Annotated in this window: 16 protein-coding genes; 11 read left to right on the top strand and 5 right to left on the bottom strand. The window is 50.5% G+C overall.

Annotation, left to right across the window (positions count from 1 at the left end):
• Nucleotides 1-19: 19 nt before the first annotated feature.
• Nucleotides 20-1465, top strand: coding sequence for a SusD/RagB family nutrient-binding outer membrane lipoprotein (locus ACR9Y8_RS12925; protein ID WP_481213664.1), 1446 nt, complete (start codon nt 20-22; stop codon nt 1463-1465).
• A 137-nt stretch (nt 1466-1602) separates the two neighbouring features.
• Here the strand turns inward: ACR9Y8_RS12925 and ACR9Y8_RS12920 are convergent, their stop codons facing one another.
• From ACR9Y8_RS12920 to ACR9Y8_RS12910, 3 genes are all read right to left on the bottom strand, one after another.
• Nucleotides 1603-2115 carry a hypothetical protein gene (locus tag ACR9Y8_RS12920; RefSeq protein ID WP_481213663.1) on the bottom strand — a complete coding sequence of 171 codons (513 nt, stop codon included), beginning with the start codon at nt 2113-2115 and terminating at the stop codon, nt 1603-1605.
• Nucleotides 2116-2162: 47 nt separating this feature from the next.
• Nucleotides 2163-2948: an SDR family oxidoreductase gene (locus ACR9Y8_RS12915; protein WP_481213662.1), complete on the bottom strand. Its 786-nt coding sequence runs from the start codon at nt 2946-2948 to the stop codon at nt 2163-2165.
• A 124-nt stretch (nt 2949-3072) separates the two neighbouring features.
• Nucleotides 3073-4200 carry an acyltransferase family protein gene (locus ACR9Y8_RS12910; RefSeq protein ID WP_481213661.1) on the bottom strand — a complete coding sequence of 376 codons (1128 nt, stop codon included), beginning with the start codon at nt 4198-4200 and terminating at the stop codon, nt 3073-3075.
• Between the two features lie 62 nt (nt 4201-4262).
• On the opposite strand from ACR9Y8_RS12910, the gene ACR9Y8_RS12905 reads away from it, so the two are divergent.
• Both ACR9Y8_RS12905 and galK read left to right on the top strand, forming a co-directional pair.
• Nucleotides 4263-5306 (top strand): LacI family DNA-binding transcriptional regulator, encoded by a 1044-nt coding sequence (locus ACR9Y8_RS12905; RefSeq protein WP_481213660.1) that lies wholly within the window; start codon nt 4263-4265, stop codon nt 5304-5306.
• A 159-nt stretch (nt 5307-5465) separates the two neighbouring features.
• Nucleotides 5466-6656, top strand: coding sequence for a galactokinase (gene galK / locus ACR9Y8_RS12900; RefSeq protein WP_481213659.1), 1191 nt, complete (start codon nt 5466-5468; stop codon nt 6654-6656).
• An 18-nt stretch (nt 6657-6674) separates the two neighbouring features.
• Here galK and ACR9Y8_RS12895 read toward each other — a convergent pair whose 3' ends face one another.
• A complete protein-coding gene (locus ACR9Y8_RS12895) occupies nt 6675-8735 on the bottom strand; it encodes a TonB-dependent receptor (protein ID WP_481213658.1) in 2061 nt (686 codons plus the stop codon).
• Between the two features lie 831 nt (nt 8736-9566).
• Here ACR9Y8_RS12895 and ACR9Y8_RS12890 point away from each other — a divergent pair.
• From ACR9Y8_RS12890 to ACR9Y8_RS12855, 8 genes are all read left to right on the top strand, one after another.
• Complete coding sequence (locus ACR9Y8_RS12890; protein ID WP_481213657.1) at nt 9567-10442, top strand: sterol desaturase family protein; 876 nt, start codon at nt 9567-9569, stop codon at nt 10440-10442.
• Nucleotides 10443-10587: 145 nt separating this feature from the next.
• Nucleotides 10588-11421, top strand: a complete 834-nt coding sequence (locus ACR9Y8_RS12885; protein WP_481213656.1) for an energy transducer TonB — start codon at nt 10588-10590, stop codon at nt 11419-11421.
• Nucleotides 11422-11581: 160 nt separating this feature from the next.
• Nucleotides 11582-14161, top strand: a complete 2580-nt coding sequence (locus ACR9Y8_RS12880; protein WP_481213655.1) for a phosphoenolpyruvate carboxylase — start codon at nt 11582-11584, stop codon at nt 14159-14161.
• A 138-nt stretch (nt 14162-14299) separates the two neighbouring features.
• Entirely contained in the window at nt 14300-15715 is a 1416-nt protein-coding gene (gndA, locus tag ACR9Y8_RS12875) for an NADP-dependent phosphogluconate dehydrogenase (protein WP_481213654.1), read from the top strand.
• A gap of 95 nt (nt 15716-15810) precedes the next feature.
• Nucleotides 15811-17313 (top strand): glucose-6-phosphate dehydrogenase, encoded by a 1503-nt coding sequence (gene zwf, locus ACR9Y8_RS12870; RefSeq protein ID WP_481213653.1) that lies wholly within the window; start codon nt 15811-15813, stop codon nt 17311-17313.
• 76 nt (nt 17314-17389) lie between these two features.
• On the top strand, nt 17390-18112 hold the full coding sequence (gene pgl / locus ACR9Y8_RS12865) for a 6-phosphogluconolactonase (RefSeq protein WP_481213652.1): 723 nt from the start codon (nt 17390-17392) through the stop codon (nt 18110-18112).
• A gap of 88 nt (nt 18113-18200) precedes the next feature.
• Nucleotides 18201-19658 carry an alpha-L-fucosidase gene (locus ACR9Y8_RS12860; RefSeq protein WP_481213651.1) on the top strand — a complete coding sequence of 486 codons (1458 nt, stop codon included), beginning with the start codon at nt 18201-18203 and terminating at the stop codon, nt 19656-19658.
• A complete protein-coding gene (locus ACR9Y8_RS12855; protein ID WP_481213650.1) occupies nt 19655-20395 on the top strand; it encodes an amidohydrolase family protein in 741 nt (246 codons plus the stop codon). Before ACR9Y8_RS12860 ends, ACR9Y8_RS12855 begins: the two co-directional genes overlap by 4 nt.
• An 80-nt stretch (nt 20396-20475) precedes the next feature.
• On the opposite strand, the gene ACR9Y8_RS12850 is transcribed toward ACR9Y8_RS12855, so the two are convergent.
• Entirely contained in the window at nt 20476-22059 is a 1584-nt protein-coding gene (locus tag ACR9Y8_RS12850; RefSeq protein WP_481213649.1) for an FMN-binding glutamate synthase family protein, read from the bottom strand.
• Nucleotides 22060-22088 lie beyond the last annotated feature (29 nt).

Raw genomic sequence — 22088 nt, 5'->3', positions numbered from 1 at the left:
AACGCGAAACTGAAAAAACATGAAAAAATTTAAGATCGTATATACATTATTGTGGGCATTGCCGGTACTTGTTTTACTGGCGTCCTGCAAGAAACAGCTGGAGGAGATCAACACCAACCCGAATGAGGTGACGGACCCCCAGCCGGACTACCTGCTCAGCAATGGCATTAAATCCAGCGTGGATACTTACTGGGGACCGGAAGCTACCATGGAAGGCACCCTGTTGTACATCCAGTACTGGGCCAAGATCCAGTACACGGACCCTGACAGGTATATTCCTTCTGCTGCCAATATCCAGACGGTATGGAGCAATTTCTATGCACAAGGCATACAGGATTTTACCACCCTGGGCCAGCTGGGCGATACCCTGGGAAATCCTAACTATAAAGCAACTGCTGTGATCATGCGCTCCTGGCTGTTCCAGGTGGTGACAGACCTTTTCGGCAATGCTCCTTATTCACAGGCCGCCAATATTCAGCAATACCTTACGCCGAAGTATGATGAGCAGAAAGATATCTACACCGGTATACTGGCTGAGCTGAAAGCGGCGGCAGCACAGATCGATGTAGCAGGCAACCCTATCCAGGGCGACCTGCTGTTTAACGGCAACATGCTGCGGTGGAAAAAGTTTGCCAACTCACTGCGCCTGCGTATTGCCCTGCGTATTGCAGACAGGCTGCCGGCTGAGGCCAAAGCGGTATTCGATGAGATAGGCGCCAATGATGCGCTGCTGATAGCGTCCAACGCAGAGAATGTGCAGCTGAACTACCTGGCTTCTCCCAACCAGAACCCGGTAGGCCGTAACCGCGAAACCCGTAACGACTACCGTATCAGCAAAGCGATCGTGGATAAGCTGAAGGCGCTGAATGATCCGCGGCTTACCATCTATGCCGCTAATCCTAAAGATACCAGTGTACACCAGATCATTGGCGTGACCAACGGATTATCCGTTGATTCTGCCGCCAGGCTGGGTTTTGATAAAACCTCCGATGCAGGTGCTGTTTTTACCGCTACTACCGCGCCTGCGGTATTGTTCACCTATGCTGAGCTGCTGTTTATAAAGGCGGAAGCTGCACAAAGAGGATTACTCGGTGGTGTTGCCGCTGATTATTACAGGCAGGCGATAAGCGCTTCCTTAAAGCAATATGGCGTAGGCGATGCGGATGTAGCCACTTACCTGGCGCAGGCAAGTGTAGCCTATAACACGGCTAATTACAAACAGTCTATCGGTGATCAGAAATGGCTGGCCCTCTTTGGCAATAGCCTCGAAGCTTTTGCAGAATGGCGCCGCCTGGATTATCCCCGGTTGACACCCGCCTATACAGGCGCGCTGAATGGTTTGATACCGCTGCGTTTCACTTATCCTTCCACGGAGCAAGCCGTGAACAGGGTGAATTATCGCGCAGCAGTAGCCAGCCAGGGAGCCGATCTGCTCACCACCAGGCTGTGGTTTGATGTAAAGTGATAAAGCTATAGAGCTGCAAGCCGCAAGCTACAAGCTGCAAGTACTAAAGGGTAATTTAAGCGTTCTGCTTATTACTCCGGCTAATACTTGTAGCTTGTAGCTTGCGGCTTGCAGCTTTTGTTTATATGACAGTTGTGTTAAAGCTGTTTCTGGAATAGTATGGGAAAATCCTTCGCCAGTTCCTTTTGTTTGCCTGCATCCAGCTGCTTGAAATTTTGCTGGTATTTATCCTGCGCGATGTGATTTCTCAGGGAGTCCTGCACATGTGCTACCTGGTCCATGATGTTACCACGTGCGCCCATCATGACAGTACCCTGGTATTTGAAGCGGAGAAAGGAGGGCAGCTTTTTCCCGCTGTTATAAAACTGTATCCAGGAGGCGGCCAGTGTGCTGTCTAAAGCGGCGGGACGGCGGGGTACCGCTTCGTTATTCACCTTTATGTTCACCATGGAATCTACGATCACGAACTGGGTATCCGGTACGGTTGGCGGAGGGCCCAGATCTGGCGCTGCGGTAATGGCCTTGGGGCCGGCAACGGAATCGCTGTCTGCCTGGCCGGATGTTTCGCCGGGCGATGTTCGTTGTCCGCAGGCGGCGAGTAATAACAGGCTGCACAGGGTCAGGCCCCATTTGATATTCGGGAGTCTCATAGATAGTGTTTTATGGTTGAATGCAATATTGATGCCTTAATGTAAGATCAGCCTACGGGTGTTTTACCTCCATCTACTGTAATATTGGTGCCGGTGATATAGCTGGCGGCAGGCGAGGCCAGGAAAGCTGCAAGTGCGGCCACTTCCTGCGGCTGTCCGAAACGTTTCATAGGTATTTCGGCCAGCATTTCCTGTTCTACTGCTGCTTCCGTCATATTGCGGGCTTCTGCATTGGTGGCAATAATGGAATGCAGGCGGGAGGTGGAAACTGAGCCGGGTAAGATGTTGTTCACGGTGATGCCATAAGGGGCCAGCTCGCTGGCCAGTGTTTTTGCCCAGGCTGCTACGGCCCAGCGGGTGGTATTCGAAACACCCAGGTTCCTGATAGGGGCTTTTACCGAGGTGGAAATAATGTTGATGATGCGTCCGTAGCCGGCTGCTGTCATGCCCGGGATAACGGCCTGCGACAGGATGTGATTACATACCAGGTGCTGGTTAAAAGCTTCTGAAAAAGAATGTGCTTTTGCATCCAGGATGGGGCCGGGCGCCGGCCCGCCGGTATTGTTCACTAATATGTGGATGGTGCGGGTTTCTGTAAGAGAATTGATCACCTGCTCTACCCAGGAGGGGTCGCGGAAGTCCGCCACTACATAGTGATGCTGTTGCTGGGGGCCCGAAGTCAGCGCCTCCTTTGCCTTCTGGAGGCGCGCCTCTGTTTTGGCCATCAGGATGCATTCCGCACCGGCATCAGCCAGTTCTTTGGCGATCGCCAAACCTATTCCCTGGGAACTACCGCAAATAAGGGCAGTCTTCCCTTTTAATGAAAGCTCCATGGTTTCCGCAATTTAATTAATAATGAATAATTAAGAATTAATAATGGCCACAATACTAACGCCTTATCCCGGTACTTGGTTTCTTAATTCTTAATTATTCATTATTAATTATTCATTCTTTCTTTTATACGCGTACGTATATACGTTTTTTATCCAGCACTTTGCCCACACTCCAGCACAACAGCATATATACCACGGCAAACAGCAATGAGCCTACCTTACCGGGCGCTATGGGCTGGAAGATCGTTTCATTGATCCACACATATACAGACTTACCGGAGCTTGTCTGGAAGAAGTACAGGAAGATTACCAGCACTTCCGACAGGAGGTAGAGGAACAGTGGATTCTTACCGAACACGGTAAAGAAGCCGGTCCAGCCTGTCAGGTGTTTAAAATCAATAATGAAGATCAGCAGTGAGAGCAGCAGCAGGTCAATACCTACGGTGTACAGCACATAAGAGCTGGTCCATATTTTTTTGTTGATGGGCAGCGCCAGGTTCCACAGCTGTGCGGCGATGATCAGTACAACCCCGGCTATGATCAGGCGGCTAAGGCCCTGTTGTGTTTTGCCCTGCTGTTGTACAAACAGGCCGGTGTAATAGCCTGCCACCACATTTACAATAGCGGGCAGGGTACTTAACAGCCCTTCAGGGTCAAAGGGAAAACCTTCTCCTTTGTACAGGTGGCTGTCGCCCAGTATGATCCTGTCAAATTTCAGCACGGCATTACCGTGAAGGCTATACGGATCGCCCGGATCGCCAAAGCACCAGAGTATTGCCCAGTAACCGAGCAGCAGGATGGCGGATAAAGCCCATACGCCTTTTTTAGGCAGGAAGTAGATCATCAGCGAAGCCAGGCCATAGCAAAGCGCAATACGTTGCAGCACGCCCAGTATACGGGTATCTCCCAGGGGGATGAATTCATAGCCGCCGGAAGGGGAGTGCCGTACAAAGGGCAGCCAGTACATCAGGAATCCCAGCAGGAAGATCAGGAAAGTACGGCGGAAGATCTTGGACAGCACCGCCCCTCTGCCCAACTGGTCGTACTTACGCATGCTGAAGCTCATGGCATTGCCTACGGCAAAAAGGAAAGAAGGAAACACCAGGTCTGTAGGCGTACAGCCGTGCCAGTGGGCATGGTTCAGCGGCCCGAAAGCCACGCCTGTACCAGGTGTGTTTACGATGATCATGAAGCATACGGTCATGCCCCGGAACACATCCAGGGGTAGAAAGCGTTGTGGTGCTGTCGACATACGTGAAGGAATTAATTTCGAATAATACGTAAAAAACGCTGTTTTTCCTACATTAGCGGCAAATGAATAAACTGGTGAGCCGGAAAGTAACCATAGCTGATATAGCCAGGGAGCTGAATCTTACAGGGGCAACTGTGTCCAGGGCGTTGAATAACCGCAAGGGTACCAGTGAAAGTACCCGTAAGCTGGTGCAGGATACTGCCGAGCGTTTGAACTATCATCGCGACCGGATAGCCTATTCGCTGCGCTCGGGCCGTACCAATATCATTGGGGTGATCATTCCCAGCGCGGAGATCAATTTCTTCGGCTCTGTGATACATGGCATTGAGAACATGGCCAATAAGCACGGGTATAATGTGCTGATATACCAGTCTAACGAGCAGACGGAGTTCGAAAAGAAAGGGATCGCTACTTTCCTGGGCACCCGTGTAGACGGTATCCTGGCCTCTATTGCCAAGGAAACCACCGATTTCGGGCATTACCTGGAGATCAAGGAAAGGGGCCTGCCACTGGTGTTCTTTGACCGCGCCAATGATAGTCTAAATATCCCCTCTGTAGTGGTAGATGATTATAAGGGCGCCATGTACGCCACGGAACATTTGTTACGGCAGGGCTACCGGCGCATTGCCCACATTGCGGGGCAGCAGCATCTCAAGATATTCCGCGATCGCCTGGAAGGCTATAAAGCCGCCCTGGCGGCCAACCATATACCAGTGGATGAGTCCCTGATCTACTACGGGAATGTATCCATAGATGCCGGACGGCAGGCCATCCGCCATTTCCTGGAATTGCCCCAGCCGCCGGATGCCGCGTTTGCGGTAGAGGATTTTTCCGCATTGGGGGCCATTAAAGAATTAAAAGACCGCCAGGTCGCCATACCGGCCAGCTTTGGGGTAGTGGGCTTCGCCAATGAAGGATTTGGGGAGCATATCAGCCCCAGTCTGAGCAGCATTGACCAGCAAACCGTTCAAATGGGCAAAGAAGCCTTTAAGCTCCTCCTGGAAATGATAGAAGAAGGGGGAGGGGCGGTAAAAAGCCATACCAAGTCCAGGATCATCCTGGAACCGGTGCCTGTTTTCAGGCAATCCAGCCAACGAAAATCATAAGTAATTAATTATGAGAGCATAAGAGGTCGGGAGAACTTCCCTTATCCTATTGCATATTAGAAAGTAAACGATTACTTTTATCATTTAAGGGAAATATTCAAAACCCTTTTATACAGTGACGTAATCGATTACGAAGAAAATACAAAGAAATAATTCCACATGGAACTGCAACACGCGCAAACTATCTTCCGTCAGCATGCCGATCCGGCAGCCACCTTACAGGCTTTCTGTAAAGAAAACTTCAGCACGGCGCCTTTACTGGTGCGCGCCGCCGGCCGTATCAACCTGATAGGGGAGCATACGGATTACAACAATGGTTTTGTATTACCGGCCGCCATAGACAAGGCCATTTACCTGGGCATTACAAAACGGAACGACGCTCAGCTGCAATTTCATGCACTGGACCTGGACGATCATTACAGCGGGAGCCTGGACAGCCTGCAGGCCTCTCCCCAGCACTGGCCGGATTACCTGTTGGGCGTGGTAGCGCAGCTGGTACAAAGAGGGTACCAGATAGGCGGCTTTGAATGTGCATTTGGTGGTAATATTCCGCAGGGCGCCGGTCTGTCCTCTTCCGCAGCATTGGAATGCGCGGTGCTGTTTGCGCTGAACAACCTGTTTGAGCTGAACATCTCCATGATGGACATGGCGCTGATCGCCCAGGCAGCGGAGAACAATTTTGTAGGCGTTCGTTGCGGTATCATGGACCAGTTTGCGAGCATCTTCGGAAAGCGTCAGCACCTGATCAAACTGGATTGCGGATCGCTGGAGCATGAATACATTCCTTTCCGGTTTGACGATATCAGCCTGGTGCTGCTGGATACGCAGGTAAAACATTCCCTGGCATCATCTGAATACAATACAAGGCGGGCGGAATGTGAGCGCGGCGTGGCGCTGGTACGTCAGCATCACCCGGAAGTAAGCAGCCTGCGCCAGGTTAGTATGGATATGCTGGATGCCTACGTTAAGCCGGAGCATGATATCACGTATAACCGTTGCCGCTATGTGGTAGAAGAGATCGCGCGTTTGCAGGATGCCTGTAATGACCTGCTGCGTAATGACCTGGCAGCATTCGGTCAGCGCATGTTTGCTACCCATGAAGGGCTTGACAAACTGTATGATGTAAGCTGTAAGGAGCTGAACTGGCTGGCGGAGATGGCTTCCGGTGCGGCTGGGGTACTGGGCGCCCGTATGATGGGCGGCGGTTTTGGCGGTTGCACTATTAACGTAGTGCGGAAGGATGCGGTGAACGACTTTATCGCAAAAGCTGGTCACGGTTACCAGCAACAGTTCAATGTACCATTGAAAGCATACGTGACCAGCATTGAAGATGGTTGCAGATTGTATTAACCAGCTTTTAGCTATTAGCTATAGCATAAGCGATATTCCTCCGAAATAGTTTCGTCCCGGGGCTGGATTATAGTACCGGTTACCTACAGCATTGAGGTCGTTACCCAGGCTGTAGGACTGGTTCAGCAGATTATCGGCCCCGGCAAAAACAGCCATACGGCATTTACTATTCAGCGGCAGCTGCCATCCTGCTTTGCATTGTACCAGGTGATAGGAACGTGCATAGGCAGTATTGGCATCGTTCAGTGGCAGGCGGTCGGTAAAATTATGCTGGCCAAACAGGTAGATGCCTGCAGGCAGCTGTATAAGCAGGCTGTTGATGATCACCTGTTTGGGCACGCCGGTTAACTGATTGTTTGAATAATCCTGTCCCGCACTTACATAATCACTGAAACGGAAATGGCTGTACGTATATCCTGCCTGCCATTGTATACCTTTTATAATGCCCTGTCTGCGTGGCGACAAAAGCCATAACATGCCCTGCACTTCAACACCGGTCTGCCTGGTACAGCCGGCGTTCCTGAAAAATTCCGTGCCATCGTCATGCAGGTTTCTTACAATAGCATGCTGCAGGTGATAGTAATATACGGATGCATCTATCCAGAAGCGGTTGCGGCGCCCGTTGAAGCGCAGCCCTGCTTCGTGGTTCCATCCATTCTCTGCCTGCAGGCTGGTGTTGATGATGTTATCTGAGGCGCGTACTTCTGCAATAGCCGGAGGGGAGTAGCCACGGCTTACTGTAACGCGGGCGGCGAGATCGTCTGTGATAAGATAAGACATTGAAAAACGCGGCATCAGCTGTGCGCTGAATTTGCGGGTACTGTCTGACTTCCCTGCTTCATTAAATGTATAGTGAAAATAGTTTAAGCTGACGGCTGCTTCCCAGATCCATTTTTCGTGTAGTCGTACACTCAGGCTGGTAAAGTAAAAATGCTGTTGTGCGGTAAGCTTGTCTGCCGCCTGTATAGTATCGCGTTTACCTGCGCGGTTGCCGTAGTTAATGATGTCGGTATTAGTCGCCTGCCATTCCAGTCCGGTATTCCAGTTGAAAAGAAGACCACTAGCACCTATGGCCTGATCATGCAGGGAGATATAGGTGCGAGCCCCGGCAGTGTTCTCGTCACGCGCTTCATAGTTGGTAATGAAAGGATTTTCAAAATGTGTGTTGGCGCCGAAGACGGTGATCACGTGCCGCCAGTGCGAAGTGATGTTGGACTCATGCACCAGTCCACCCTGGAAGGTGCGGTTATACACGGCTGCCTGTTGGGTGACTGCACCGGGAAGGGCAGGGGTAGCAGGACGTGCCGCCCGCGGGTTGGCGAGGGCCTGTGACTCCGTCAATCCACCTGGAGTGCGGTAAGAAAGGTCGCTATAGAAAGCCAGCAGTTTTAAACGGTTATGCGCGTTATACTGCCATTGCTGTGCAGTTTGTACATAATATCTTTTCAATGCGCTGTTGCTGCGATAACCATCAGCGCGCTGGTAAGCCTGGTACAGGCTCAACTGATAGGGCCCATACTGTTGCTGCCAGCTCGCCTTTTCATGGAATAGCCCGTAGGAGCCGCCTTGCAGGGTGGCCTGCAGGCGGGTGCTGTCTGCACCGTTCAAACCCAGGGGATGCAGCAGGATCACGCCGCCTGAGTTGGCGCCAAACAGGCTGCCGTCAGGCCCTTTCAGGATCTCTGTGCTTTGTATGGCGCCGGGATCGGCCAGGTTAAGGTAGGTATTACCGCCCGCGTCGGTGAGGGGCATTTCATCCATATAGATTTTGACATTGCGGATGCCAAAGGGCGAGCGTAACAAGCTGCCCCTTACCGAAAGGCGGTAGCTGCCTGGAGAGCGTTCTTCCATTCGTACGCCCGGTACCGTATTCATGGCGGGCACCAGGGTAATGCCGGGTTGCAGCTGCAGCTGTTTTGCGGTGATGACACTGGTGGAAGTGGGAACCTGTAAGAGGTGCTGTTTGTTGAGGTAGGCCTCCACTACTACTTCATGCAATTGACGCGTGGTATCTGCGGTTTGCGCAGCGATTTCCGTTACAGACAATATACCTGTCAGAAAGAATAGCATTCGTTTCATACGGGAACTAATGTAGAAAATATTCGGGAGCCTGCCATTATTAACATGACCGGTGGTGAAACTGAAAAAAAATTCTGCGTAGTTCTTTGGAAATCTGAATAAGCGATGTATATTTGTCTACCAATTCTATAGGGAATACAAAGAATTTACCACCACCCTGGAGTGCAAGGCTCAGTGCTCCGGCAGTACATGTCTCACCAGCAGGATACTGTCAGCCGATCAAAAATTAACCAAGAAAAATATTGCTGTTATGCAACAGTTTGCCCATGTATCTAAACATGCTATTTTAAGGGGTGAGGTGGTTATCCAAACTACTTATTATCATTCTGTAAGCAGTGCCCGTTGCGGTTGCTGTTGTTGCTAAGCGTTGTTTGCTGTAAGCTGTAAATAAACGCCCGGTAAGGTCTGCGGGGTTGGCATATTGCGAATTTATTGGTGGTAAATTTTATGTAATGTGCCTCCCGCGCCCCGTGGCATCTCTGCGGCAAACCTTTCTCTTCGATCTGAAATTGCATATAGATATAATACTTCCTTTAGCAAGATAGGTGATCCCGACCCGGATATCAATCTGGGCTGGTATTTTATCAAAATACGGATAAACCTTTTTACTATGACATGGCAAGATGTATGGCTGCTTATACGCAAGCTGGCGGTGAGCGTACTGCTTTACCTGCTGCCTTTATTATTTGTGTGGGTGATATTACAGGTACTGAAGCACTTCGTGCATTAATTAATAATGAATGATTAATAATTAATAATGCGCGGAACAAGTGTCTTACCAGATCATAGTTATGTCGATATTCATTCTTCATTATTAATTAGTAATTAAAAATGGAAACAGTAAAACTGATCTTTCAACACCTGAACGGGTGGGGGCTCACTGTTATATTGCTGGTAACAGGTGTGCTGGAATTTTCATTCGGGCTTTACAAGAACTGGAAGACCAACGAAAAGCTCACTGACCTTGCCAGTATATTGTTAGGAAGAGTATTGATGCCGGTGATCATCTCTTACTTCGCACTTACGTTTTTACCAGCTGTGATCCCGGGCCTGCGTAATACATTTGCCTGGGTGCCCCTTGGCTGGGGATTGCTGCTGCTGGCGGTGGCGGATGATCTTACGCAATACTGGTACCATCGCCTGCATCATGAAGTGCCCTGGTTATGGAAGTTTCATCGCACGCATCATTCTGCTCCCTATATGGGCATGGCAATGGCCAGCCGGCAGAACTTTATCTATACCGTATTATTTCCGCAGATCTACGCTACGGTAACATTGACGTACCTGGGGCTTGGATTACCGGCTTTGATAGTGAAAGGCGTGAAGGGTATTATTACTACTATGGCGCATTCGAGTATCCGTTGGGATAAACCGCTGTATGATATTAAGTGGCTGCATCCGCTGGCCTGGGTATTGGAGCGCACCATTTCACTGCCGGCTACCCATCACGCGCATCATGCGGCGCACGACAGGGATGGTGTAGGCCATTATAATGGTAATTACGGTAACATGTTCTTCCTGTGGGATGTGATATTCGGTACCGCAAAGATCACACGTAAGTATCCTGCTGAGTATGGCCTGGAGGATTATCATGAAGAAGAGTGGTATGCGCAGGTCTTATATCCCATATTTAAATCAAAGAAACAGGGCAGTGAGCTGGCGGCAGAAGAGAAACCGCCGGTTCCGTCAGCTGCTCCCGCTACATAGTATCTTTATTACCAGTACATCAGTTTTACTCATTAGATGTCGGAAACCTGCTGAAAGGCCGCTGCGTTGGTAGCGGCTTTTCAGTTTTTTTATTTTTCTGTATGGAATTTATTTTTCGTCTGCATCTAATTGTAAAGCTTATACCATGAACACAGCTACTATCTCCGGGAATGACTTCCTTGATATCCTGTTCAATGGAAGGAATAAAGATTACGGCGCTTATGACTTACGTCGTAAGTATGACAGGCGGGTGCGCAATGCTATAGTAGGTACAGCTTCTGTTACGATGTTGATCATTGGCGGATATGCATTGAGCAATCGCCTCTCTGTAACGGAAACGCACCTACTTAACAGGCCGGTTGTTGATGTTGTGAAACTGACATCATTACCTCCTGAAACAAGAACACCTCCCCCGCCGGCCCTTCCATCCAGTACCCCACCTCCTGCAAGACCTTCTGTAAAATTTCTGCCACCTGTGATTACGAGGAATGATGAAGTCAGTCCGGAGGATGTTCCTCCACGTATGAGTGAATTTGAGAACAAATCCGTAGGAGTGACAACTACTGCTGGTGTTGAAGACGGTATAGATCCATCATTACTTCCTGAAACAGGTTCCGGAGACGTACTCATTGCCCCAAAAGAAAAGGATGAGAGTGATAAGCCATGGGTCACTGTAGAAATAATGCCTTCTTTCCCGGGAGGGGAGGGTGCGCTTTTCAGCTACCTTAGCAAGAGCATCCGCTACCCGAACATTGCTGCGGAAAACGGTATTGAAGGAATTGTGACAGTACAGTTTGTTGTAGACTATGAAGGAAATATAAAAGATGTAAAAGTAATTAGCGCGGCCAAAGGCGGAGGACTGGAACAGGAAGCCACCCGCGTCATAAAAGCAATGCCGAAATGGAAACCCGGTCGGCAGAACGGGCGGAACGTTTCGGTGTTATATTCCATCCCTGTGAATTTCAGGTTAAGTAACTGATCAAATAACACAAAACAGCCGATGGAAAGCAATTGCCCGATGCCGTAAGGCCGGGCCTTTTGCTGTTTGTAGCCCAGCCCCCGGTCTTCTCCTCCCACAAACTTTCAAACCCTCAATTTTTTTCGTACTTTGTCGTCCGGGAATCAGCAAATCAGCATTCATGGAAGCACCGGTTAATAATACTTTGCAACTATTCAGGAACCTGGTAGGAACTAAATTTCAGCTCTATAACAGCCTTTTTACTGCCTTACCCTTCCACAGGGTTGAAAAAACAGGCATCTTTCTGTCCCTTTTCCTCCTGCACTGCGAGGAAGGGTTCGCTAAAGAACAAAGCCCGCAGGAGATACTGAACTCATTTTTTGAACAATATACCACCTACCGGGATGAGCAACAGCAGCTGGACCTGCTGTTTCGTTTTGTACAATATTCAGAACGGCAGGTAGTGCTGTTCGACGCCCTGGAAGATGCCGCCTTCCGCGATATCCATGATATGCAGGGGGCGGGTACCCTGCGGCACCTGCATTCCGCCGTAACACAGTACCAGAAGGAAGAGCAACTGGCGAAGAAGCTGGAAGACTTTGCCGTACGGCTGGTGTTAACGGCCCACCCCACCCAGTTCTACCCCGGCGAGGTACTGGGCATTATCAACGACCTTTCCAAAGCGCTTATCAGCGATAACACTGCCCAGGTGAATATGTACCTGCAGCAGCTGGGTAAAACGCCTTTCTTCAAAAAGGAGAAGCCAACCCCTTATGATGAGGCCATCAGCCTGGTGTGGTTCCTGGAAAATGTATTTTACCAGGCCGCGGGACGTATTATGTATTACCTGAAATCGCATTTCCCGGAAGCCGTAAGCTCAGCCAACCCGCTGATCCGGATGGGCTTCTGGCCAGGCGGCGACCGTGACGGCAACCCCTTTGTAAAGGCGGCCACTACCCTGCAGGTGGCAGATGCCCTGCGGAGCGCTGTTATCAAATGCTATTACCTGGATGTGCGCAGGCTGAAACGCCGCCTTACTTTCCGTGGTGTAGAGAATGAACTGGCAGCACTGGAGCAGAAACTATACGGTAACCTGTTCATACCCGGTCATAGAACCAACCTTTGCCGCGATGAGATACTGGATACTTTGCAGCGGATCCGTACTACCATCCTGGAACAGCATAACGGGCTGTTTGTGCACCTGGTAGAATCGCTGATCAGCAAGGTGGAGCTGTTTGGACTGTTCTTTGCCACCCTGGACATCCGGCAGGACAGCTCGGTACATGGGCCCTTACTGGAAACTATTGCCGCTGAAAGCGATGTGCTTCCCAAAGACTATGCATCCCTCAGCGATGAAGATAAAATAAAGGCATTACTGAATATCAAAGGCCGTATCAGCAGCAGCCAGTTAAAGGATCCGCTGCAATATGATACGCTCGAATCTATTAAAGCCATGCAGACCATACAGGCTGCCAATGGCGAAGAAGGCTGTCATCGTTACATCATCAGCCATAGCACCAGTGCACTGAACGTAATAGAGATCTATGGGCTTTTCCTGCTGGCAGGCTGGGAAAAAGAGCAACTCAGCGTGGACATTGTGCCCTTGTTTGAGACCATTGACGACCTTCGGCAGGCGGGAGAAGTAATGCGCTCCCTGTATGAGAATGAAGACTATCGCCAGCATCTGCAAAGGCGTGGCAATAAGCAAACCATCATGCTGGGCTTTTCTGACGGCACCAAGGATGGCGGCTACCTGATGGCCAACTGGAGTATCTACAAGGCCAAAGAGGAGCTGACACAATTGTCAAGACAAGCCGGTATTGATGTCGTGTTCTTTGATGGCCGCGGAGGCCCTCCCGGTCGTGGCGGGGGCAAGACCCACCAGTTCTACGCCTCTATGGGACGTAACATTGCCAATAAGGAGATCCAGCTCACCATACAGGGGCAAACTGTGAGCTCCAATTTCGGTACCATAGACGCGGCCCAGTATAACCTGGAGCAGCTGGTCCATGCAGGTATTGCCAATGAGCTGTTCTCTTCAAGAGAGGTGACCCTGAGCGCTGAAGAAGAAGCCTTGTTACAGGCCCTGGCAGATGAAGGCTACCGCTCCTTTAACCAGCTGAAACAACATCCCGATTTCCTGGATTACCTGGAACATACCAGTCCGCTGCGGTATTACGCAGAGGCCAATATCGGCAGCCGTCCTTCCAAACGTAATGCGGCAGCCAGGCTTACGCTCAACGACCTGCGGGCCGTGCCTTATGTAGGCGCCTGGAGCCAGCTGAAACAGAATGTGCCTGGCTTCTACGGCGTGGGATCTGCACTGCAGCAATTGGAAAAGGCGGGCAAGTGGGAAGCCCTGCGGCAGCTGTATAAACGTTCGCTTTTCTTCAAAACCCTGCTGGACAACTGTGAAATGGCGATGATCAAGAGCTATATGCCTTTAACCGCCCACCTGGCCAAAGATGAGCGCTACGGCCCGGTGTGGAGGATGATCCGGGACGAGTTTGAGCTCACGAAGAAGTACCTGCTGCAGCTGTCGGGCCAATCTTCCCTGATGGCAGACAGTCCTGTTGACCAGTTGTCCATACAGATGCGGGAAAGGATCGTATTGCCGCTGGTTACCATACAGCAGTACGCGCTTACCCGTATCCGTGAGGCGGAAAAGCAGGGGGCAGGCAAGGAGCAAAAGGCGGTATTTGAAAAGCTGGTAGTGCGTTGCTCTTTTGGTATTATCAATGCGGGCCGGAATTCTGCCTAATGAGACTGCCACCGGATTGTCATTATCACTGTTTTTATTGTGTTTTTCACTGATCCGGATCATTTTACGGTCGAGAGTTAATAATTTATAAATGTATTTGTTCTAATTTTACCACTACTTTCACTTTTACTTTTGCTTATGTCAAACAGCTTATATGACTTCGGAATGATCGGTCTGGGTGTAATGGGCAGGAACCTGTTACTCAATATGGCCGACCATGGTTTCTCCGTAATAGGATTTGATAAGGATGCTACCAAGACCACTGCGCTGGAGTCTGGCGCCACGGCAGGTACAACGGTTAAGGGCGTAGCAGAGTTGGCTACTATGGTACAGCTGTTACAGCGCCCGCGCCGTATTATGATGCTGGTGCCTGCAGGACAGCCCGTAGATGATGTGATCGAGTCGCTGTTGCCTCTGCTGGAGCCCGGTGATGTAGTAATAGATGGTGGTAACTCTCATTATACAGATACACTGAGAAGAGTAAAATACCTCCGGGAAAAGCAGCTCCATTTCATGGGGATCGGCGTTTCCGGTGGTGAGATGGGCGCCCGTACCGGTCCGGCTATTATGCCCGGCGGCGACGTGGAAGCTTATGAAAAAGTAAGGCCGATGCTGGAAGCCATTGCGGCCAAAGTAAAGGGAGAGCCATGTGTAGCCTACCTGGGTAAAGAAGGCGCCGGCCACTATGTAAAGATGGTGCACAACGGTATTGAGTACGGCATCATGCAGCTGATCAGTGAAGCATATGCGCTGCTGAAGCACGCAGGACTGGACAACGACCGTTTACATGAGGTGTTCCGCAAATGGAATGAAGGCAAGCTGCAATCTTTCCTGGTAGAGATCACCGCAGATATATTCCTGCAAAAGGATGACAAGACCGATCAGCGCCTGGTAGACGTGATCTCTGACAAGGCCGGATCTAAAGGCACGGGTAAATGGACCTCACAGGAGGCCATGGACCTGCCGGTGGCGATACCTGTAATAGACACCGCAGTATCGTTACGCACCATCAGCGGTTATAAAGAAGAAAGAGTACAGGCTTCCGCTTTGTATAAAAGCCCTGCCGCTAAGGTCAATACACCGGTAGACACCTGGATACAACTGGTAGAGGATGCACTGTACTTTGGCACTATCATGAGCTATGCGCAGGGATTGTCGCAGCTGTACCAGGCTTCCATTGCACTGAAAATGGAAATACCTTTACCAAAGGCGGTGAAAGTATGGAGAGGCGGATGTATTATCCGTTCCGTACTGCTGGAAACCTATGCAACGGCATACGAGCAATCGCCTGACCTGCCGAATATCCTGCTGAGCAAGGATGTGGCGGCTCTGGTAAATGAAGTAGAGACCAATACCCGTACCGTGGTGGCGCAGGCCGCACAGGCAGGTATACCGGTGGGCGCTATTATGGCAGCACTGTCATACTTCGACGCTTACCGTACCGAGCGCATGCCTACCAACCTGGTACAGGCACAGCGCGATTATTTCGGAGCACACACGTACCAGCGTATAGACATGCCAGGTACCTTCCATACTGTTTGGGAACAACACTGAAGAACAGCTATTGGCTGCCAGCTTTAGCATTTTAGCTAATGCAGTAGTTAATAGCCAGAAGCTAAAGGCTAAAAGCTTTCTTAAATAATCGATATATGCAAGACCACAAGCGCCCGCCTGCCTCCGTGCTGTTTATTTTTGGTGGCAGTGGCGACCTGAATTACCGGAAACTATCGCCCGCTTTATACAATCTTTTCCTGGACGATTGGATGCCAGAACAATTTGCCATTGTTGGCATAGGCAGAAGCGCCTACACCAATGAGGCTTACAGCAAACACCTGCTGGACGGGATCAGCAAGTTCTCCCGTCGTAAAGGTGAGCAGAATGGCCATTGGGATGCCTTTTCGCAACATCTCAGCTTTTTGCAGATGGATGCCGAGAATGTTGAGTCTTACGACGCCATCAGCGAATTTGTGAAAGCAAAGGAGCAGGAATGGGGTCAACACCCGAACGTGATCTTCTACCTGGCAGTAGCGCCACAGCTGGTGCCTGCCATTGCAACAAAGCTGGGTAAACTGAACCTTTGCAGCGATACGCACAGTACCCGCATTGTGGTTGAAAAGCCTTTCGGCCATGACCTGAAAAGCGCGCATGAGCTGAATGCCCTGCTTACCCGCATGTTCTCTGAAGAACAGATCTTCCGTATAGACCACTACCTGGGTAAGGAAACTGTGCAGAACATACTGGCGCTGCGTTTTGCCAACGCCCTGTTTGAACCGGTATGGAACCGCAACTTTATTGAATACATCCAGATCACTGCTGCAGAAAGCGTTGGCCTGGAAGGCAGGGGTGGTTACTACGAACGTTCAGGAGCGCTGCGCGACATGGTGCAGAACCACATACTGCAGCTCTTATGTATGGTGGCCATGGAAGCGCCCGTATCTTTCGACGCCAATGAGATCAGGAACAAGAAAGTGGATGTGCTCAATGCTATCCGCCCCATCAGCCGCGATAAAGTACACGAATATGCCGTACGCGGCCAGTATTCCAGCGGATGGAAGAAAGGCGAAAGAGTGGTAGGCTACCGCGAAGAAAAAGGCGTCAATACCAATTCCAATATAGACAGCTACGCTGCGGTAAAATTCTACATTGATAACTGGCGCTGGCAGGGTGTGCCCATCTATGTGCGCACCGGTAAATACCTGCACCAGAAAACAACACAGATCGTGCTGCAGTTCCGCCAGGCGCCGCATTATGCGTTCCCGCCGGAATCAGCAGAGACCTGGAGGCCTAACCGTCTTACCATCAGCATACAGCCGGAAATGGATATCCGTATCCGCTTTCAGGCTAAACGTCCGGGACAGACCATGACGCTGGATCCTGTAGAGATGGTGTTCAACTACGATGCCGCCTACGGAGAACATGCGCCTGAAGCATATGAAACACTGCTACTGGATGTAATGGAAGGAGATGCAACGCTGTTCATGCGTGCAGACCAGGTAGAGGCAGCCTGGAAGGTGATCATGCCGATCCTGGAAACATGGGAGAACCGCACACCGCAGGACTTCCCGAACTATGCGCCGGATTCCTGGGGACCTAATGATGCAGATGCATTGATAGCACAGGACGGGCACGCCTGGATCAACTTAACTAAGTAGTGATTTAATACGCTGAACGCAAAATGTGAACGCTAATGAGTCTCGCATTTTGCGTTCAGCACATCAAAAAATAAATATGGAGCTTCACATCGCCAAAGACCCCCAGCAACTCAGCGAGAACCTGGCAGCCTGGATCAGCAATTATATACAGGAAGTACTACAGGAGAATGAACGTTTCACGTTCGTGCTCTCTGGCGGTAGCACGCCCAAGCAGCTGTATACATTGCTGGCTAAGGAACCTTACAGCCAGATGATACCCTGGGAAAGGATCCATTTCTTCTGGGGCGATGAGCGGGTAGTACCTTTTGACGATGAACGCAACAATGCACGCATGGCTTATGAAACCCTGCTGACCCCTCTGGGTGTGCCGGAAGAGAACATCCATGTAATGCGTACAGATCTGCTGCCGGAAGCATCTGCTGAAGAATATGAGAAGCTCCTGAAAGCATATTTCGACAACTTCAAAGTTACCTTCGACCTGGTATTGCTGGGCATGGGAGATGACGGGCATACACTGTCCCTGTTCCCCGGCCTGCCGATCGTACAGGAACAAAAGGCCTGGGTAAAATCATTTTTCCTGCCGGCCCAACATATGTACCGTGTTACCCTCACTGCACCGGTAGTGAACCGTGCCGCCTGCGTGGTATTTATGGCCACAGGTGCAGGTAAAGCACTTACCCTTAAGAATGTGATAGAAGGTACTTTCAATGCAGAGCAATTTCCCTCTCAACTGATCCGCCCGCAGGAGGGCGAGCTGCATTGGTTTGTAGACGAAGCGGCCGCCAGCGCGCTGGAATAACACAAGGAAACGGCAGCCGCATTGAAGCGGAAATGATTGCAGGTGGCGGGAATATTCATTATTTTACCAGCTGTTAATATTCCACTTCATGAAGAGAACCTTCTCACTGTTACTGTTATTGGTATCGTTTTGGCTGCAGCCATGTATGGCACAGCAGTATGCACCCAACTGGGAATCGCTGAATACGCGCAAAATACCCGGCTGGTTTCATGATGCAAAGTTTGGCATCTTCATTCACTGGGGCGTGTATGCCGTACCCTCTTATGCGGTGGTAGGCCCCGGCGGATATTCAGAATGGTACTGGTATAACCTGATGACAAAGGATGCCGGATCGCACAAACAGGTACAGGCCTTTCATGAAAAGAATTTCGGAAAGGATTTCCCTTATGCAAAGTTTGAACCGCAGTTCACTGCTTCATTGTTTGACCCTGATCAGTGGGCTGATATCTTCCGCCGCTCAGGCGCCCGCTATGTAGTGCTTACTTCCAAACACCATGAAGGATACTGTTTATGGAACAGTCCCTGGGCTGATAAGGCATGGGGCCGCTCCTGGAATGCTGTAACTGGCACGCCCAAACGCGATTTGCTGGGAGACCTTACCAATGCTGTGCGAAAAGCAGGTTTGCGTATGGGATATTATTACTCCCTGTATGAGTGGTACAACCCTTTATGGCTTGCTGATAAACAACAATACATCAGGCAGGTGATGGAGCCGGAGTTCAAAGACCTGGTGACCCGTTACAAGCCCAGCGTGATCTTTTCTGACGGTGAGTGGGACCTGCCGGATTCCGTATGGCATTCTCCCTCTTTGTTGTCGTGGTTGTATAATGAATCACCGGTGAAAGAAGAGATCGTAGTGAACGACCGCTGGGGTAGCAATACCCGCGGACACAATGCCGCCAGCACCTATCTCACTTCAGAGTACGGCAGCGGTATGGAACCGGGCGTGATCTGGGAGGAAAGCAGGGGCATAGGTCAGTCCTACGGATACAACCGTATGGAGAATGTGAATGACTATAAAAGCAGCCATGATCTGCTGCTGGCGCTGATCGATATTGTTTCCCGCGGGGGAAATCTCCTGCTGGACATCGGGCCTACAGCAGATGGCCGCATACCTGTGATCATGCAGCAAAGACTGGTTGATATAGGAGACTGGCTACAGGTGAACGGAGAGGCTGTCTATGGCACTACTGCCTGGAAAGCTACGCGTCAGTGGAGCCCGGGTAAACAACCTACCGTAAAACAGGCCGCATATATGGCGGAGTATGATGTGGTGAAGATGGTACAGCCGTCTAAAGAACATGCCAATATTGAAATGTTCTTTACCCAAAAAAATAATGACCTTTATTGTATCGTACCTGCTTATACTTCCCGGCTGCTGATCCGCGACTATACAGCGCCCGGCGGCGCCAGCGCCAGTATCCTGGGCAGCAAAGCAAACGTCCGCTTACAACAGCAGGGTAAGGATTGTGTGATCGATCTCAGTGCCCTGCATCCTGGTGATGTGCCCTATAAAATATTTGTGGTAAAAATAGCCAGATCATGATCTTTGATGCACACTTTCATATCATCGACCCCCGTTATCCGCTGGTGCCCAACCAGGGTTACCTGCCGCCGGCATTTTCTGCGGAAGATTACCTGGCAAGGGTACAGCAGCTGAACATTACAGGGGGCGCGGTGGTATCTGGTTCCTTCCAGGCATTTGACCAGCAATACCTGGTAGCTGCTTTGCAGGCCCTGGGCTCCGGCTTTGTGGGTGTTACCCAGATACCTGCAGATATAACGGACGGAGAGATACAGCGTTTGCATGAAGCAGGGGTAAGGGCGGTACGTTTTAATGTGCAGCGGGGAGGCTCAGAAGGAGTGGAGCACCTGGAGCGCCTGGCACGCCGTGTGTTTGACCTGGTGGGATGGCATACGGAGCTGTATATTAATTCAGTTATGCTGAAGGATCTGCTGCCGGTGTTAAAGCTATTGCCAGGGGTGAGCATAGATCACCTGGGATTGTCGAAAGAAGGCTTGCCGTATTTGCTGGAGCTGGTATCTTATGGCGCTAAGGTTAAAGCGACTGGCTTTAGCCGTTGTAATTTTAATGTGGTAGAAGCCATGCAGGCAATCATGGATGTAAATCCTGCGGCATTGATGTTTGGTACGGATCTGCCGTCTACCAGGGCGCCGGAGCCGTTTAAGGATGAGGATATGCAGTTGATCAAAGATAATTTTCCGAGGGAGAGTGCGAGGAGGATATTGTATCAGAACGGACAGGATTTTTATAGGTTGTAGTACCGGTTTACGCAGTCGCTTTCCTCATCCCCGTCATTGCGAGGAGCCGCTGAGGGCCTCGCAATGACGGGCAGGGAGTGTTAATTCCACCTGTCTTCACTTGCTATCTCCAATTCCTTTTTCAGTGTTTCCGATACCTGTCCATTCAAATAAAGGCCCGCAGCAACGCTGGGATATATTTCTTCAAAACTTCTTACCTGGTTCATAAACACGCGGCGGAAAATATGGCTGCGGGTAATGTGATGCGGATCTGTTAATCCCGCCGCGGCAGTCAGTTCCATGGCGCTTTCTATGGTATCGCGGTGGTAGTTGGCTACACGGTGCTTTTTGTCATCCACCACTAATCCTGCGGCAAGCCATTTATCCTGTGTAGCCACACCGGTGGGGCATTTGTTGGTATTGCACAGCAAGGCCTGTATACAGCCAATGGCCATCATCATGGCACGGGCACTGTTGCAGGCATCGGCGCCCAGCGCCATTGCCCGTAGTATATGATAGCCGGTCAGTATTTTCCCTGAAGCGATGATCTTTACCTTGTGACGTATATTGAATCCCGTTAGTGTGTCATGTACAAAGGAGAGGGCGTCCATCAGGGGCATGCCTACAGAGTTGGAGAACTCGGGAGGCGCCGCACCGGTGCCGCCTTCGCCACCATCTACCGTAATGAAGTCAGGATAAATGTTGGTGGCGATCATCGCCTTGCAGATGGCATAGAATTCCCTGGGCTGTCCTATACAAAGTTTGAAACCTACCGGCTTTCCCTTGCTCAGTGTGCGCATATGTGCCAGGAACTGCATCATTTCACGGGGAGTGTTAAAAGCAGTATGATAGGGCGGAGAAAAAACAGTGGTATAAGGTTTCACGCGGCGGATGGCAGCAATTTCAGGCGTGTTCTTGGCAGCCGGTAAGATACCGCCATGGCCGGGCTTAGCGCCCTGGGAGATCTTCAGCTCTATCATTTTTATCTGTGGCAATGCAGTTTTCTCTGCAAAGGAAGTATCGTCAAAGTTCCCTTGTTCGTTGCGGCAGCCAAAGTAGCCGGTGCCGATCTGCCAGATGATATCGCCGCCCTGGTTCAGGTGATGGGGACTGATACCCCCTTCGCCGGTATTGTGAGCAAAATTGCCTAAACGTGCGCCGCCGTTCAGCGCTTCTACTGCGTTGGCGCTCAGGGAGCCGTAACTCATGGCAGATACGTTCAGGATACTGGCCGCATAGGGCTGTGTGCATTCGCTACCGCCGATAATTACGCGCGGATCCTTTTCCATCTTTTCAAAATCCTGCGGTTGTATGGAGTGCGCCATCCATTCATACCCTTCCGCATATACGTTAAACTGCGTGCCGAAAGGTTGCGTATCCAATTCCCTTTTGGCGCGCTGGTAGATGGTAGAACGGTCTATCCGGTTCACCGGGCTGCCATCGGTATCACTTTCTACAAAGTACTGGTATATTTTCGGGCGCAGATCTTCCATCCAGTAGCGCATGCGGCCGAAGATGGGATAATTGCGCATGATAGCGTGTTTGGTCTGCAGCATATCTACTATCCCCATGATAATCAGCGGCATTACTACTAACAGCAGCCACCATACCCAATGAAAAAAATAACCTGTTACGCCAATGAGCACTATGCTGCCCACTGCAAATACCAGAAATCTTTTTGCCATAACTGATTCTTTGGGCGTAAAGGTAGCAA

The sequence above is a fragment of the Chitinophaga sp. SVR4-12A genome (genome assembly GCF_056754765.1).
This window is presented reverse-complemented; position numbering and strand designations above follow the sequence as displayed.

Coding starts and splice junctions, on each gene's coding strand:
- ACR9Y8_RS12925 (WP_481213664.1), top strand. CDS start 20: ATGAAAAAATTTAAGATCGTATATACATTATTGTGGGCATTGCCGGTA.
- ACR9Y8_RS12920 (WP_481213663.1), bottom strand. CDS start 2,115: ATGAGACTCCCGAATATCAAATGGGGCCTGACCCTGTGCAGCCTGTTA.
- ACR9Y8_RS12915 (WP_481213662.1), bottom strand. CDS start 2,948: ATGGAGCTTTCATTAAAAGGGAAGACTGCCCTTATTTGCGGTAGTTCC.
- ACR9Y8_RS12910 (WP_481213661.1), bottom strand. CDS start 4,200: ATGTCGACAGCACCACAACGCTTTCTACCCCTGGATGTGTTCCGGGGC.
- ACR9Y8_RS12905 (WP_481213660.1), top strand. CDS start 4,263: ATGAATAAACTGGTGAGCCGGAAAGTAACCATAGCTGATATAGCCAGG.
- galK (WP_481213659.1), top strand. CDS start 5,466: ATGGAACTGCAACACGCGCAAACTATCTTCCGTCAGCATGCCGATCCG.
- ACR9Y8_RS12895 (WP_481213658.1), bottom strand. CDS start 8,735: ATGAAACGAATGCTATTCTTTCTGACAGGTATATTGTCTGTAACGGAA.
- ACR9Y8_RS12890 (WP_481213657.1), top strand. CDS start 9,567: ATGGAAACAGTAAAACTGATCTTTCAACACCTGAACGGGTGGGGGCTC.
- ACR9Y8_RS12885 (WP_481213656.1), top strand. CDS start 10,588: ATGAACACAGCTACTATCTCCGGGAATGACTTCCTTGATATCCTGTTC.
- ACR9Y8_RS12880 (WP_481213655.1), top strand. CDS start 11,582: ATGGAAGCACCGGTTAATAATACTTTGCAACTATTCAGGAACCTGGTA.
- gndA (WP_481213654.1), top strand. CDS start 14,300: ATGTCAAACAGCTTATATGACTTCGGAATGATCGGTCTGGGTGTAATG.
- zwf (WP_481213653.1), top strand. CDS start 15,811: ATGCAAGACCACAAGCGCCCGCCTGCCTCCGTGCTGTTTATTTTTGGT.
- pgl (WP_481213652.1), top strand. CDS start 17,390: ATGGAGCTTCACATCGCCAAAGACCCCCAGCAACTCAGCGAGAACCTG.
- ACR9Y8_RS12860 (WP_481213651.1), top strand. CDS start 18,201: ATGAAGAGAACCTTCTCACTGTTACTGTTATTGGTATCGTTTTGGCTG.
- ACR9Y8_RS12855 (WP_481213650.1), top strand. CDS start 19,655: ATGATCTTTGATGCACACTTTCATATCATCGACCCCCGTTATCCGCTG.
- ACR9Y8_RS12850 (WP_481213649.1), bottom strand. CDS start 22,059: ATGGCAAAAAGATTTCTGGTATTTGCAGTGGGCAGCATAGTGCTCATT.